The sequence below is a fragment of the Providencia sp. PROV076 genome (genome assembly GCF_028483405.1).
Classification (GTDB): Bacteria; Pseudomonadota; Gammaproteobacteria; order Enterobacterales; family Enterobacteriaceae; genus Providencia; species Providencia huaxiensis.
The window spans coordinates 168,347-180,466 of the sequence record NZ_JAMPRR010000018.1 but is presented as its reverse complement, the minus strand read 5'-3'; the positions used below and the strand labels follow the sequence as shown (position 1 = coordinate 180,466).

The following is a 12,120-nucleotide window of genomic DNA, read 5'->3' as shown; positions in this document are numbered from 1 at the left end:
GTAAAAAATAGATAGGAGCAGAACAATGAAATTGAATTACCTAGCATTATGGGCTTTTGCTATACCTATTTTTGCTAAATCTGCTGTGCCTGTGACAACAGGCTCAATATATGTCAATGCGCGTATTGTTACTGCTCCTTGTCTACCTAATATCTCATTAAAATTAAATGAAAGTACTTTAATTGCAGCAACCTATAGCGTAGAAATGCATTTTTCTCATTGTAGCAAACCAATACAAAAGCAAGCTTGGGTACCGTTTACACTGAAATTAGGCAATAACCAATATGCGCTAACACAACCACGACGCAATAACACCATTTTATTCTCTATTCCTGCTAGTAATAAGATGCAACGTGTGGAGATAAATTATGATTAGATACTCAACATTATTATTTAGCTTTTTATTCCTAACGTGGAATACCAGCTTTGCCAATAGCCTAACCGTTTACTTTGAGGGTGTGCTAGTGCCGCTTGGTTGTCGACTGAGTGATGATGATACACAAAAAAAAATATATCTTTCTGGGCTACGGTTTTCTTCAATCGAAACATTAGGACGTTCAGATATGCAGCCATTAAAATTGGATATCATGGACTGTTCTGCAATGGCTTTGAATAAAACGATCAAAATAACGTTAAATACCCAAAATATTGAAACACATAATGGTATTAATTATTTAAAAACCACAGGTGAATCTAATGTTTTATTAGCTCTGACTGATAGTCGAGGTAAAGAACTCGAGCTTAATACAACAATTGATGTCAGCACAGTTACTGAATCAGGGAAAGGATCCATTAATACACTTTTATTTGGTGTTTATGCTCAAAAACCCTTTAGCACTCGTTTAAAAACAGGGGGGTTTTCCTCAACTGTTACTTTTAACCTTGATTATCAATAAGGAGAATTGAAATGAAATTCATTTGTTTTTCATTCCCTTTAATTAGCTTATTAGTTTCCTTAGGTACTCAAGCGGATGTGCTAATTTCTCTTTCTGCTAAATTGGTTAGACCGCCATGTGTACTTACAGCAGAAAATGGCGAAAAAGAATTAGTCATTAATTTTCGAGAGGTGGCGCTAGACAGACTAACTGAAGAAAAACAGTCCTTTGGTATTCTCATTAAACAATGTGAACTTCGAAAAAATTTACAAGTTTACCTATCTCCTAGAGAAGGAAGTACTTTAACAATAAACAATGAAACCGTGCTTGCGACCTCTATTAATGGATTGGGTATTCGTTTTTCAGAAGAAAATAAAAGTAATGCGCTCAACCTTAATAAATGGGAAAGGATTGCTCCATCCGTAAGTGGTGATACAGGGAAAGTTGTTATTCAATCACAATTAGTCACTAATCAAGCTATTGAAAATCTCACTGCAGGGCCATTTAGTGCCGCTTTATCAGTGATGGTTGATTATCTGTAATATTGGGAAGTCTTTATGAAAAATATAAAAATATATTCACCATTACTTTTGTTACTACTCTTAATTAGCTTAAATTCCTATAGTGCGACCCGCTATTCAGGAAGTGGTGGTGGTTATAAAATGAGCTTAGTATCTAACAACTCCGTTGTTTCTAACACCCCAGCAATTGGAAGTGATAACAATAAATATTTTTTAATCGCTCCAGCAAATAGCTCCGGTATTGTTATTAATGAAAGTACATCTCAGCCTTATGGCTCTGTATATTGTACTGTGAACTTCTTACAAGGTAATTATTCCGCTGGTCTTCATTGGAGCTACGCCTACCACCGTGTCTTTGCCTATATGCCAGAGGCAGGCTTTACTATTGGTGGGCTGACCGCATATAAAATAAACAACAATACATTTTTTACTCTTTATTCTGAGAATGGAATAACCAGTGGCTGGCGAAATATTTCAGGGAGAGGATGTTCTAATGAAGCAATGGGGCCATTAGCAACATCATATTTTACTGTTCATTTTCCTTTTACCGTTAGAGTTTATGTCAAAGATATTCCTGTTGATGGAAAAATCGTTATTCCAAACGCAATGATCGCAGGTTATACACGATTATTCCAAGACTATGGAACACCAGATATTTATGTACCTATTGATAAAGCCACCGTTAAATTAGACCTCACTACGTCGGTTATCAATTATCCGTCAAATTGCCGTTCTAGTATTGATAATTTAAATATTGATCACAAAACATTGGATGCTTATGAATTTAATAGTAAAGAAACTCGTACTGTTACCTATACATGCGATAGAGTGCAGCCAGTTAAAGTAAAATTAACTTTAGACTATGCCACAGACAGTGATCCACAAAAACGACTCCCTTTAACATCAGGAAATAACACTATTTATTCTGAGCTTACACTTTATGATGAACAAAATAATCAAAGTGGAAAAACATTTGAAACAACAATAGATAAAGTAAAAAACATTATGATTGAAAGTAAAGTTTCAGGTTATGACGCCGAACCTGGAGACTACAAAGGTAATGCTTGGTTAATCGCCACATTTATTTAATTCAGCGGTAAGTGTACTATGATAATAATATCCCGAGGACTATTTTTTGGTATCTTTATTGTTTGGCACCTTGCTAGTCTTATTTATATCGATAGCCTAGGAAGCCTAAGACAATCATTACCACAAAACATTATTAGTTGGTTATCTATTTCCTTGACAATATCTATTATTGCATTTACTATTTTCTATCGAAAAATTAAAATAATCATTACATTACCTGCTATTTGCTACTGTTTTTCCTTAGCCATTCTAATGATGGGATTAATATCTCATCAGGGAGAAAATAATAGCATTGATTTTTGGTATTGTTCTGGTATTACTGTTGGCGTATTACTCTATATTGCAGGGTTACAAGTGAGAAAAAAATGGTTAATACAATCATTTTGTATTTACTGTTATATCACTATTAGTGTAGCTCAAACCTTTATCACTGCATATCAATATATATTTGAAGCAGATATTTTTTATCTTGCCTCTGGCATGAGGTCAAATGGATTATCACAACAAGTTAATATATTATCAGTTAACATGGCGGCTGCATGCTTATTATCTCTAATGACTCTTGTGTTATCACAATTTTCGTTGTTATCTGAGCGTTATGAAAAAATTAGGGTTGTATTACTTGGAACTTGTATTTTATTTTTCACATTAACTTTAGTTGTTCTGCAGTCTGTTATTGCTTGGCTAAGCTTTACTGTTTGTGCATTTATTTTTATTTGCCTTTTTTACAAGAAAAACCCTCTACGTGTTAGCGCTAGTTATTTTATTATTGCTGTAGCAATTTTTATTGGAATTTATCTAATAAGGCTATGCCCTCAGTATATTGCAACTGATATTATGAACCAATTCCATTTAAAACAAATGTTGCGTTTTTCTATTACTTTATTCTTAGAGAAACCTTATGATGCATGGGAGCAGTCTTTTTTATTTGAAAACAGTTATGAAAGAACAGCAATTCCTTTTTTCAGCCCTAAAATGTATATTGTTCCTCATCCACATAATGAAATATTACTCTGGCTGATGACTGGAGGGTTCATTAATTTGATTTTTTTATCTTTATTATTAACCGGAGGTATCTATGTCGTATTTCAATCTTTTATAAAATATAAAATTAACGGAAATGGTTACCCATTGGCAATCATTCTATCAATAACCCCTATTATTATACATAATCATGTTGAATACCCTTTTTTACTTTCTGTATTACACTGGGGGATCGTCATATTATTTCTATCATTCTCAGATGCCGCTTTCGCATTAGAAAAACAATCCCTACTTTATATTAACAAGCAACTATCTTATTTATTTAGCTTTATTATATTTATTATTGGATTGGGCGTATTTATTATTGGGTTATTTCTATTTAATGGAGAAAAATCTTTTTATGCACTGGGTAGTTATGATAACGAAAGCATAGAAATTCGAGTATCGAGTTCAATTAGCTTAGAGAAAAATAACGTATAAGAAAACATAAATAAACCTTATTTTCACTCAAGTAGTGTTGTATTAATCAGGACAGTATTATGAGAATATATCAAACTGAAATTTCAAACAACTATATAGGACTACAACTTCGTAAACGCCGCTTACAAATGGGCTGGACCGCACATACTTTAGGCAAAAAATCAGGCCTAAGCCAACAGCAAATTTCCCGTTATGAACGCGGTACGCAGAATTTTACCATTCATCGACTATGTATATTTGCTAATGTACTGCAGTGTGACCTAGATTATTTTCTTGAACAAAATATCTATGAGAACCTTTCTCTTGTCGATATAAATCTTTAAGCACTGTTTAAACAGTAAAATCTGATTTTGTTATAAAATAAGATCAGATTTTCTTTATTCTAACCTCAATTTCATTCTTTTCTGATTGCATAAGCTGCATGGCTTTTATACATTTAACTCAAATCACTTATCTTGGGTTAAAACGCATCAATATGACTATCACACTTATCGTTGTATTTGTTTTACTATTATTGGCCGTAGGCTGGGGGATCTCTATTTATAACCGCCTGATCAACGCTCGTAATCAAGTCAGCAATCAATTTGCCAATATTGATGTTATTTTAAAACAACGTGCAGACCAAATCCCGCAACTTGTTACCATCACAGAAAAAGCGATGGAACATGAAAAAACATTATTTACTTCATTAAGTGATGCACGCCAACGCTACTTTAATGCCCAAAATATGCATGAAAAAATTGCGGCATCAAATGAAATGAACCGTGCACTCAGCAATCTTGTTGCCATTGCAGAAAACTACCCGACTCTCATTTCTGGTGAGCAATTCACACAACTACAAATTGCCTTAAGTGAGGTTGAAAATAAAATCGCGCAGCGACGTGAAGGCTTTAATGATGCAACAACAGAATACAATACCGCAATACAAATGTTTCCAGATAGCCTGATTGCGAATGCCTTTCGTTTTACAGCACTGCCATTACTTGATATTTCTGAAGATGAAAAAAAATATCACGGCGTCCAGTTTAAATAATGTCAGCGTAAAGGTATCAATGCGTGAATATGTATTTTTTACTTGGTGCAGCCATTGGCGCTTTAATTTTATTTATTGATAATAAATTTTCGATGAATAAAAAAGTAAACTGGGGAATTATTCCTTTTATCAGTGTTGCTTGTGGAATGTGGTACTCACTCTCTCCTTCTATAGGCGACTATGGCAGTATCATTTATTACGTCATTGTACTCGTCATCACCTTTTTTATTACCCGCAATGTCGTCAGAGCTAGCAAAGCTGGCTATCAACGTTATCAACGCTTACAAAATGAAGGCTCATCAAAGTTTAGTGCGTTTCTTAAAGTCCTTGTGGGAATGCTACTAGCAACTTGCCTATTTGCTGGGTTCTTTATCGACATGCGGGTATTTTTTATCGCATTTGTCTTAGCCTTCGTATTTAAAGCGATTGAAAATACACCAACCAAGCGCTTCTTAAAATTTCAGAAAAACTTAGCCACTTCAAAGATACGCTCTATGGCGATGGGGCTTGTGGAAATTGAAGGAAAAATTACTGCCGGGACAGTTATAAAAAGCCAGCTAGGCAATAAATCCTGCTATGGCTCCTTTTATTTTGAATATTCCATATCAAAAGATAAAGATGGTAAAAAGAGTTATACCTTACAAAATAGCAAATACAACATGCACAGCTTTACCATAACGGATGATACGGGCTCTGTTAAAGTAGAATGTGACCCTGATTATTTTATTTACCCTGGCTTAGAACCGCATATGGATATTGAAAGCGGTAATCGCCGTTACAAAGAATATTTACTTGAACCAAACAGTAGCTATTTATTAATTGGCACTGCAGATGCCAATGAAAAAGGGGAGCCCGTTATTATACGTAAGGCACCTCATATGTTATTAGGCGTCTCACCTTCTAACTATGTCGTCCGTTGGAACAAAACGGGTCCATTGCGTCGAAATTTAGCTATTACCGCCATGATTGCACTTTTTCTGATTGGTGTGATTTTGGTTACCCCGATGGATTACAAAAATGGGCAGCTCAATATGTATTTCGACCAGATTGCATTATTTGGTGATGACTAACATGGAAAAGCTTATTTTTTTCATCATTATCGCTGTTATTGGCTATGTTTTTATACGCTATTTTATTAATATTTATAATAATATTGTATTCTTGAATAATAATTGCCATAAGGCATTCGCGAATATTGATGTGTTATTAAAGAAGCAAGTTGAATTAGTTCCTGTATTAACCCAAGTTGCAGATAAAGCGATGGCACATGAAAAGCAGCTATTTAGTGAATTAATGGCAAGCCGCCAGCGCTATTTATCGAGCACCGCGATTGAAACCAAAGTCGATACCGCAAACCAGTACCCATCAAAAATAAAGCCACTGATTGCTGTCGCTGAAAAATATCCAACACTAATCAGTAAAGCGGTGTTAATGGAATTACAAACCCAAGTAAAACATATTGAAGACCAAATTGCAGACCGACGTGAGTTTTTCAACCAAACCGTCACACTCTACAATACGGATATTCATGTTTTCCCCAATCTTATTTTTGCCCGATTATTTGGTTTTAAAAATATCCCCCTGCTATTTAGCCAACAGGAGCGTTCATCATGGTAAGTATCCCTTTCTCTTGGTTTGGTTTCACGGATTGGCTCATTGAACAAGAAGCAGGTCTTATCATTATGTTTGCGACATTTGGTACGCTACTGTTAACTTTTGTCGTGCTTACCATCCTCAATATATTCGGGTTAAAAAAGTACTCGCTCTATATTGCTGGCGCGTTATTGTGCTCCATTTTCATAAGCATGATGGTCATGATCCCACTGCTACTACTTTTCAGTATTGAAAACTCAATTAAGTTGCAACTTGTTTGGGTAGTGATTGTTGCCAGTTGCTTAATTTCATTTTTAAGCAACCGACATTATTTAGATATCTACTTCAATTCCATTAAAAAGAAAGCGAATAAAGAAGTCAAAAAACAAAATAAGAAACGTAAAAAATAGCACTTACTCTATTTATATTAAACTTGCTCTGCTTCTAATCTTTGCACATAACGGTAATGTGAAAATGTCACTAGCAACGCTATAAAAGCAATTAATGCTCCTAATATAAACCCACCTGAATAGCCTACCGCTGCCGTTAAACCAACAAGCATCATTGAACTGACTAACTCCCCAATGTCCCGTGTGCTTTGTACCGCGGTCATGTCAGTACCCGCTTGCTGATAACCTGATGCAAATTGCATCCCTGCTGTCATTATCGCGACCGAGGTGATCCCCGCAGATAATGAACCAAATGTAATACACAGTGCAACTAAGCTCATTGACACGCCACTGAAAGATTGTAGCAACCACAATAGTGAAGAGAGTAAAGCAAATAACAGACCAAATGAGAAAGCGCGCCACACACCGATTTTACCGATTAACCACGCCCCACCGCCACAACCTAGTACTAATGTGACCATTCCACCAGCCATGCCCATTTTACCAATTTGCGCTAATGACCAACCTGCATCATTTAAGAATAATTTGGCTAAACCAAAACCGGAAACAGCTGTCACCGCAGAAAGCAAAGTTAATAACAGTAAACGCGGGGCACCACGGCGTTTAACCGTTTTTAATAGACTCGCTTTCTCGTTCATTTCCTGTGTGATTGATGGTGTTTTTAATGGACAGAGACTAATAAACACTAAACTGAGTAACGGCACACAAGCTAAAACCCCCAAGGCAAGGTGCTGGCCTAAACTTTCACTCATGATCATCAACCCTGCGCCACCAACAAAAAAGCCCGCCATCACCCCGGCTATCTGTACCGCATTAATTTTTGATAACATTGTGCCACTGACCTGCTCCGCAGCCATACCATCTGTTGCAATATCTTGGGTGGCACTGGCAAGTGAAGCGACAAACAACAAAACAATGCAGGGTAAAGCATTCGCAACTGACAGCCCGATGGTACTTAACGCAAACATCGTTACCGTCACAATGATTTGCATTGGAATAATCCAGCTTTTACGACGGCCTAAATGTTTCCCCCAATGGTTATCAACAAATGAAGCCCATAAAAACTTTACCACCCACGGCAAGCCGACTAATGGCAAAAAAGCCAATGCTTTCAGTTCCCCACCATCATGGCGTAAAAAAGTAGGCAACGCATCCATTGCGATCCCCATCGGTATCCCTTGTGCAAGATAAAGTAACCCCAACGTCACTACTAACTGTTTATTCTGTAATAGATCTTTCATACCCACTCCGTGCACGTTTTGCTGTGCATGACAATTTTCGACAACCGAATAAAATAAATAGGAGCCCTAACCCGCCACATAACAAAACGAGATTGATACGAGAAAAAGGTAACGAGCCAAACAAATAAGAGGCGATAAATGCGAATAGCAACAAAATGGCAGAGAGAAAAAGGGATACCATTAAGCTAAGCTGGGCATTTTTACACAGTAAGCTCGCGATACATGCAATCCCCCAAACCATAAAAAAGTGTATTGGCAGTAAAGCAGTGAACCATGGCATTACGGCTAACAGCACACATGCGGACAGCAGCAACCCACCGCAACAGCCCACAATGAACCTTGCGGCTAGGCTATGCATTCTTTTCCAACACCACATGGCGAGGCCAACAGAAACCAATATCAGCCCACTCAACCCTGCGATAAAATGCAGGTAACTCAATGTATTACTTACTTTAGGCAGCCATTGATATTGCCCATAATGCAAGGGTTGGATGGCAATAAAAGCACGTGTCCAAAAGCCTTGCTGTGCAGAATCTCGCACTGCAACTAACTGGCGTTTTTTACTATCAAATTGATATTGTTCGAAATTAGAAGTGGATAACTGCCCATCACGCACACCGCCAATCACCCACGTATCACCTTGTTTGAACAAGGTTTGAGGTATAAAGCTAGGGACCGTTTGCTGTAATGCGCTGACTGCCGCAGTAATCGAGCTTTCAGCCACAGAAACGGGTGTTTTTAGTGGCTCAAACTCCCCCATCAAGGTTTTCATGATAATGTGTGGATTATCCGGTGCCGCCCTTTCCCCAAGGGAGACGGTTCCGAGCGCACCTAACCCCGATAATGCGCCGGTAAACGCAAATAAAACCAGCCACGGATAACACCATAAGCCAAGCCAGCTATGTAAATCGTGAAGCAATACTTTTAAGTGTGTGGTGCGTGGCAAGTGCAACATTGTGGCTATTCTGCGACGTTGTATCACTAGCCCTGTGATTAATAAGACAACTAATGCAAAACCAAATAAACTGATAAAAATACGTCCAGGAAAACCCATAAATAAGTTTTTATGTAATGTCACTAACCACATTGTCGGGCTATCTAATACAACCAATTCACCGTTAATCGCGCTATAGCTGAGTTCGCATTTCCCCATGCTTTGGCAAAAAGTGATCACTGGGTTGTGCTGTTCTGGCAATTGGATCATGGTTGCACTTGGTTGCAACGCAAGGAGCTGTTCGAGTGGTAATAACTTACCTGAAAGTGGCACATTGTTACCCCACAACCTCAATGCATCACTGCCTAAGCTCCAGCACCCGGTGAAAAAGATCACAAACAGAAAAACACCAAATAGCGCCCCCGCACTGCGATGTAATTGGTTTAAACGACGAGTGAGGGAAAGAGGCTGTTTATGCTTCATATCCACCCACCTATCATTAAAAATAGCGGCAATGGCCACCAACTATAGCTGCGTACTAATATTTGCCGCCAATTTGATGCACTGAGGTTATAAATCAATAACCCCATTGAGGTGATAACACTTAGAAATATCGCACCATATAAGCGTTCGAGCGGATCTGTTGATGGATAAAAACGTGCTATCAACATCGATAGCACGATCCCACTGAACAAGGTGCCAATAACTGCTAGGCAACTCACTAATTTCATTAGAAATCAGCCTTCAATGTAAACATCACATTACGTGGGTCACCATAGCGGTTATTCCATTGAGGAGAGAACAACCCTGAGTAATAACGACGGTCAAATAAGTTATTCACGTTAACCGCTGCCGTCCATGTTTCATCGATTTGATAACCTAAACGAGCATTGAAAATGGCATAACCGCCTTGGCGTAAAGTCACATTGCCGTTACTTGTACTGTATGCACTCTGGGCTTGCATGCCACCGCCCAAGCTCCATTTTCGCTCATCCCAAGGTAAGTCATAGTTAGACCAGACACGCAACATATGTCGCGGAGTTAAGGTGTTGTAAGACTCACCTTCGCGCTGGCTGTCATCACGGTATTTCGTATCCGTATAGGTATAACCCACCGAGACATCCCAAAATGGGGTCAGATAACCAATGCCTTCAAGTTCAAAGCCTTGGCTACGGACTTTACCACCACTAATGAAATAGTTATTAAAGCCCCCCGTTGGGTGCGCAGGGTCAATTTGTGGATTATTTTTGATATCGATTTGGTAAATAGCACCGGATAAGTTTAATCCGCCATTGAATAGGGCACCTTTGACACCCGTTTCAAGAGTTTGCCCTTCAACAGGCTTGAGCATTTTTCCGCTCCACGTTTTTCCTGTTTGCGGCTGATAGACCGTTGAATAGCTGCTATACCATGACCATTGGGGGGTAAAATCCCAAATTACGCCACCATAGGGGGTAAGACGGCCATTTTCCGTGAAGTTTGCTGTTGGCGTTTTGACATCCCACCAGCTATCGCGTACACCCGCAATAACCGTGACAGGTTCGATCACTTTGATGCGCCCCATCCCATATAAGCCTTTTTGGGTTGTTTTAGTTGGCCCAGCTGAACTATAAGCGCCAACACTCGGTTTTGGCACGCTGTGAGGGTTCCAACGATACACATTCACAGGCACATTTAAGGCGGGGTCTAAACCTGCGCTATATTGCTTTTCACTGGCATGTGAGTAACTTGCACCGACAACCACATCATGGGTTAACCCCCACGCGTCCACTTTGCCGTTTAAACTGGTATCTAAGCTGGTTTGTTCGTTACGAAATTTATAGGCGCCCCCCATCAGCATCGCACCATCACCCGTAACTGGATCGATATTTCCCCATGCGCCTGCATACAGTAATCGAGCATTCACATGTTGATATTCTGCGTTAAGCTTATATTGCCAATCATCGTTGATTTTATGTTCAACACCCGCAAATGAGCGGGATGTATCCCACTTGAAGCGATCCCAATCCACATCTAAATAGGTTTTACGCGGTAGATGTAAATCACTGCCATCTTTACCAAAAGGCACCCCTGCCATATTGGTGACAGAATCAATGGTTTGGAATTGCGCGCCCATACGCAGCAAGGTGTCAGGGGTAATATCGATATCGACCGTACCGTACATCAAACGGGTTTGTTGATCAGAAACATCATAAAAATAATCTTTATCTTCCCACGCCATAACAAATCGCCCACGAACAGAGCCAGATCCATTCAGTAGCCCGCCAACATCCACTTCGCCGCGATAACGATCCCAACTTCCCGCACTTAAACTCAACTTGGCCATGTTTTCTTTTGGTGCATGTTTTCGCACCATATTGACAGTTGCCGCTGGGTTTCCCATACCATGCAATAGGCCGTTCGAGCCCCGCAGAATTTCGACCCGCTCGTATACCGCCATATCTTGAGGTGAGCTCGCCATATTCCCTAGTAACGCGGGCACGCCATCAATTTCAAATGAGTCAATCTGGAAACCACGGACATAATAAGCGGTTGTTAACTTCACATAAGGCGCGCTGGTTACCCCTGTTGCACGTTGCATTACATCATCAAGGGTTTGTAGGTTTTGTTTTTCAATTTGCTCTCTATCAATCACGCTAACAGATTGCGCCACTTCTCGCGGCTTAAGGGCAATTTTCCCAAGCGTTGTTACACCGGGTGCAACATAGTCATCATCAACCTCTGAGGATGCTGTCACTTGTATAACATCCTGTTTCGGTTGTACTAACTCTGGGTTTGCTTGTACAGACCAACTCACTGTTGCACACAAAAGGGCACAAGGTGTTAAGCGGAATATTCCGCGTGACTTAATGTTATAAACGGACAGCATTTCCCACCCTAAAAAAGTTAAATGATAATTGTTATCAATTTAGCAATTAATGTGATGGGTTACTTTCGACTGCCGGAATTTGTCTATCGTT

Annotated in this window: 14 protein-coding genes; 10 read left to right on the top strand and 4 right to left on the bottom strand. The window is 39.1% G+C overall.

Going from position 1 to position 12,120, the window contains the following annotated elements; genetic code table 11:
• Nucleotides 1-25: 25 nt before the first annotated feature.
• The 10 genes from PSF67_RS13255 (at nt 26) to PSF67_RS13210 (ending at nt 6,985) form a co-directional block, all read left to right on the top strand.
• Nucleotides 26-376: a hypothetical protein gene (locus tag PSF67_RS13255; RefSeq protein ID WP_272677061.1), complete on the top strand. Its 351-nt coding sequence runs from the start codon at nt 26-28 to the stop codon at nt 374-376.
• Nucleotides 369-896 (top strand): fimbrial protein, encoded by a 528-nt coding sequence (locus PSF67_RS13250; RefSeq protein ID WP_272677059.1) that lies wholly within the window; start codon nt 369-371, stop codon nt 894-896. Before PSF67_RS13255 ends, PSF67_RS13250 begins: the two co-directional genes overlap by 8 nt.
• Before the next feature lie 11 nt (nt 897-907).
• On the top strand, nt 908-1,417 hold the full coding sequence (locus PSF67_RS13245) for a fimbrial protein (protein WP_004905345.1): 510 nt from the start codon (nt 908-910) through the stop codon (nt 1,415-1,417).
• Nucleotides 1,418-1,432: 15 nt separating this feature from the next.
• Nucleotides 1,433-2,485: an adhesin gene (locus tag PSF67_RS13240; protein WP_206277007.1), complete on the top strand. Its 1,053-nt coding sequence runs from the start codon at nt 1,433-1,435 to the stop codon at nt 2,483-2,485.
• A gap of 18 nt (nt 2,486-2,503) precedes the next feature.
• Entirely contained in the window at nt 2,504-3,949 is a 1,446-nt protein-coding gene (locus PSF67_RS13235; RefSeq protein WP_272677056.1) for an O-antigen ligase domain-containing protein, read from the top strand.
• A gap of 59 nt (nt 3,950-4,008) precedes the next feature.
• A complete protein-coding gene (locus PSF67_RS13230; RefSeq protein ID WP_195698235.1) occupies nt 4,009-4,272 on the top strand; it encodes a helix-turn-helix domain-containing protein in 264 nt (87 codons plus the stop codon).
• 98 nt (nt 4,273-4,370) lie between these two features.
• On the top strand, nt 4,371-4,982 hold the full coding sequence (locus PSF67_RS13225) for a LemA family protein (RefSeq protein WP_244974804.1): 612 nt from the start codon (nt 4,371-4,373) through the stop codon (nt 4,980-4,982).
• 29 nt (nt 4,983-5,011) lie between these two features.
• Nucleotides 5,012-6,052 carry a hypothetical protein gene (locus PSF67_RS13220; protein WP_181490145.1) on the top strand — a complete coding sequence of 347 codons (1,041 nt, stop codon included), beginning with the start codon at nt 5,012-5,014 and terminating at the stop codon, nt 6,050-6,052.
• Nucleotide 6,053: 1 nt separating this feature from the next.
• Nucleotides 6,054-6,599, top strand: coding sequence for a LemA family protein (locus PSF67_RS13215; RefSeq protein WP_168222823.1), 546 nt, complete (start codon nt 6,054-6,056; stop codon nt 6,597-6,599).
• Entirely contained in the window at nt 6,593-6,985 is a 393-nt protein-coding gene (locus PSF67_RS13210; RefSeq protein ID WP_210848932.1) for a hypothetical protein, read from the top strand. The genes PSF67_RS13215 and PSF67_RS13210 overlap by 7 nt, the downstream gene beginning before the upstream one ends.
• 17 nt (nt 6,986-7,002) lie before the next feature.
• Here PSF67_RS13210 and PSF67_RS13205 read toward each other — a convergent pair whose 3' ends face one another.
• Genes PSF67_RS13205 through PSF67_RS13190 form a run of 4 tightly spaced genes read right to left on the bottom strand, consistent with a single transcriptional unit; the run spans nt 7,003 to nt 12,029 of the window.
• Nucleotides 7,003-8,226 (bottom strand): RhtX/FptX family siderophore transporter, encoded by a 1,224-nt coding sequence (locus PSF67_RS13205; protein ID WP_231068229.1) that lies wholly within the window; start codon nt 8,224-8,226, stop codon nt 7,003-7,005.
• Nucleotides 8,204-9,643 carry a PepSY-associated TM helix domain-containing protein gene (locus PSF67_RS13200; RefSeq protein ID WP_272677050.1) on the bottom strand — a complete coding sequence of 480 codons (1,440 nt, stop codon included), beginning with the start codon at nt 9,641-9,643 and terminating at the stop codon, nt 8,204-8,206. Before PSF67_RS13200 ends, PSF67_RS13205 begins: the two co-directional genes overlap by 23 nt.
• On the bottom strand, nt 9,640-9,891 hold the full coding sequence (locus PSF67_RS13195) for a hypothetical protein (protein ID WP_272677049.1): 252 nt from the start codon (nt 9,889-9,891) through the stop codon (nt 9,640-9,642). The genes PSF67_RS13200 and PSF67_RS13195 overlap by 4 nt, the downstream gene beginning before the upstream one ends.
• Nucleotides 9,891-12,029 (bottom strand): TonB-dependent siderophore receptor, encoded by a 2,139-nt coding sequence (locus tag PSF67_RS13190; protein WP_272677048.1) that lies wholly within the window; start codon nt 12,027-12,029, stop codon nt 9,891-9,893. The genes PSF67_RS13195 and PSF67_RS13190 overlap by 1 nt, the downstream gene beginning before the upstream one ends.
• Nucleotides 12,030-12,120: the final 91 nt, after the last annotated feature.

What these genes read in the sequence shown, in the direction of transcription:
- PSF67_RS13205 (WP_231068229.1), bottom strand. Translation starts at nt 8,226, where the DNA reads ATGAAAGATCTATTACAGAATAAACAGTTAGTAGTGACGTTGGGGTTA.
- PSF67_RS13255 (WP_272677061.1), top strand. Translation starts at nt 26, where the DNA reads ATGAAATTGAATTACCTAGCATTATGGGCTTTTGCTATACCTATTTTT.
- PSF67_RS13230 (WP_195698235.1), top strand. Translation starts at nt 4,009, where the DNA reads ATGAGAATATATCAAACTGAAATTTCAAACAACTATATAGGACTACAA.
- PSF67_RS13240 (WP_206277007.1), top strand. Translation starts at nt 1,433, where the DNA reads ATGAAAAATATAAAAATATATTCACCATTACTTTTGTTACTACTCTTA.
- PSF67_RS13210 (WP_210848932.1), top strand. Translation starts at nt 6,593, where the DNA reads ATGGTAAGTATCCCTTTCTCTTGGTTTGGTTTCACGGATTGGCTCATT.
- PSF67_RS13215 (WP_168222823.1), top strand. Translation starts at nt 6,054, where the DNA reads ATGGAAAAGCTTATTTTTTTCATCATTATCGCTGTTATTGGCTATGTT.
- PSF67_RS13220 (WP_181490145.1), top strand. Translation starts at nt 5,012, where the DNA reads ATGTATTTTTTACTTGGTGCAGCCATTGGCGCTTTAATTTTATTTATT.
- PSF67_RS13245 (WP_004905345.1), top strand. Translation starts at nt 908, where the DNA reads ATGAAATTCATTTGTTTTTCATTCCCTTTAATTAGCTTATTAGTTTCC.
- PSF67_RS13190 (WP_272677048.1), bottom strand. Translation starts at nt 12,029, where the DNA reads ATGCTGTCCGTTTATAACATTAAGTCACGCGGAATATTCCGCTTAACA.
- PSF67_RS13225 (WP_244974804.1), top strand. Translation starts at nt 4,371, where the DNA reads ATGGCTTTTATACATTTAACTCAAATCACTTATCTTGGGTTAAAACGC.
- PSF67_RS13250 (WP_272677059.1), top strand. Translation starts at nt 369, where the DNA reads ATGATTAGATACTCAACATTATTATTTAGCTTTTTATTCCTAACGTGG.
- PSF67_RS13195 (WP_272677049.1), bottom strand. Translation starts at nt 9,891, where the DNA reads ATGAAATTAGTGAGTTGCCTAGCAGTTATTGGCACCTTGTTCAGTGGG.
- PSF67_RS13235 (WP_272677056.1), top strand. Translation starts at nt 2,504, where the DNA reads ATGATAATAATATCCCGAGGACTATTTTTTGGTATCTTTATTGTTTGG.
- PSF67_RS13200 (WP_272677050.1), bottom strand. Translation starts at nt 9,643, where the DNA reads ATGAAGCATAAACAGCCTCTTTCCCTCACTCGTCGTTTAAACCAATTA.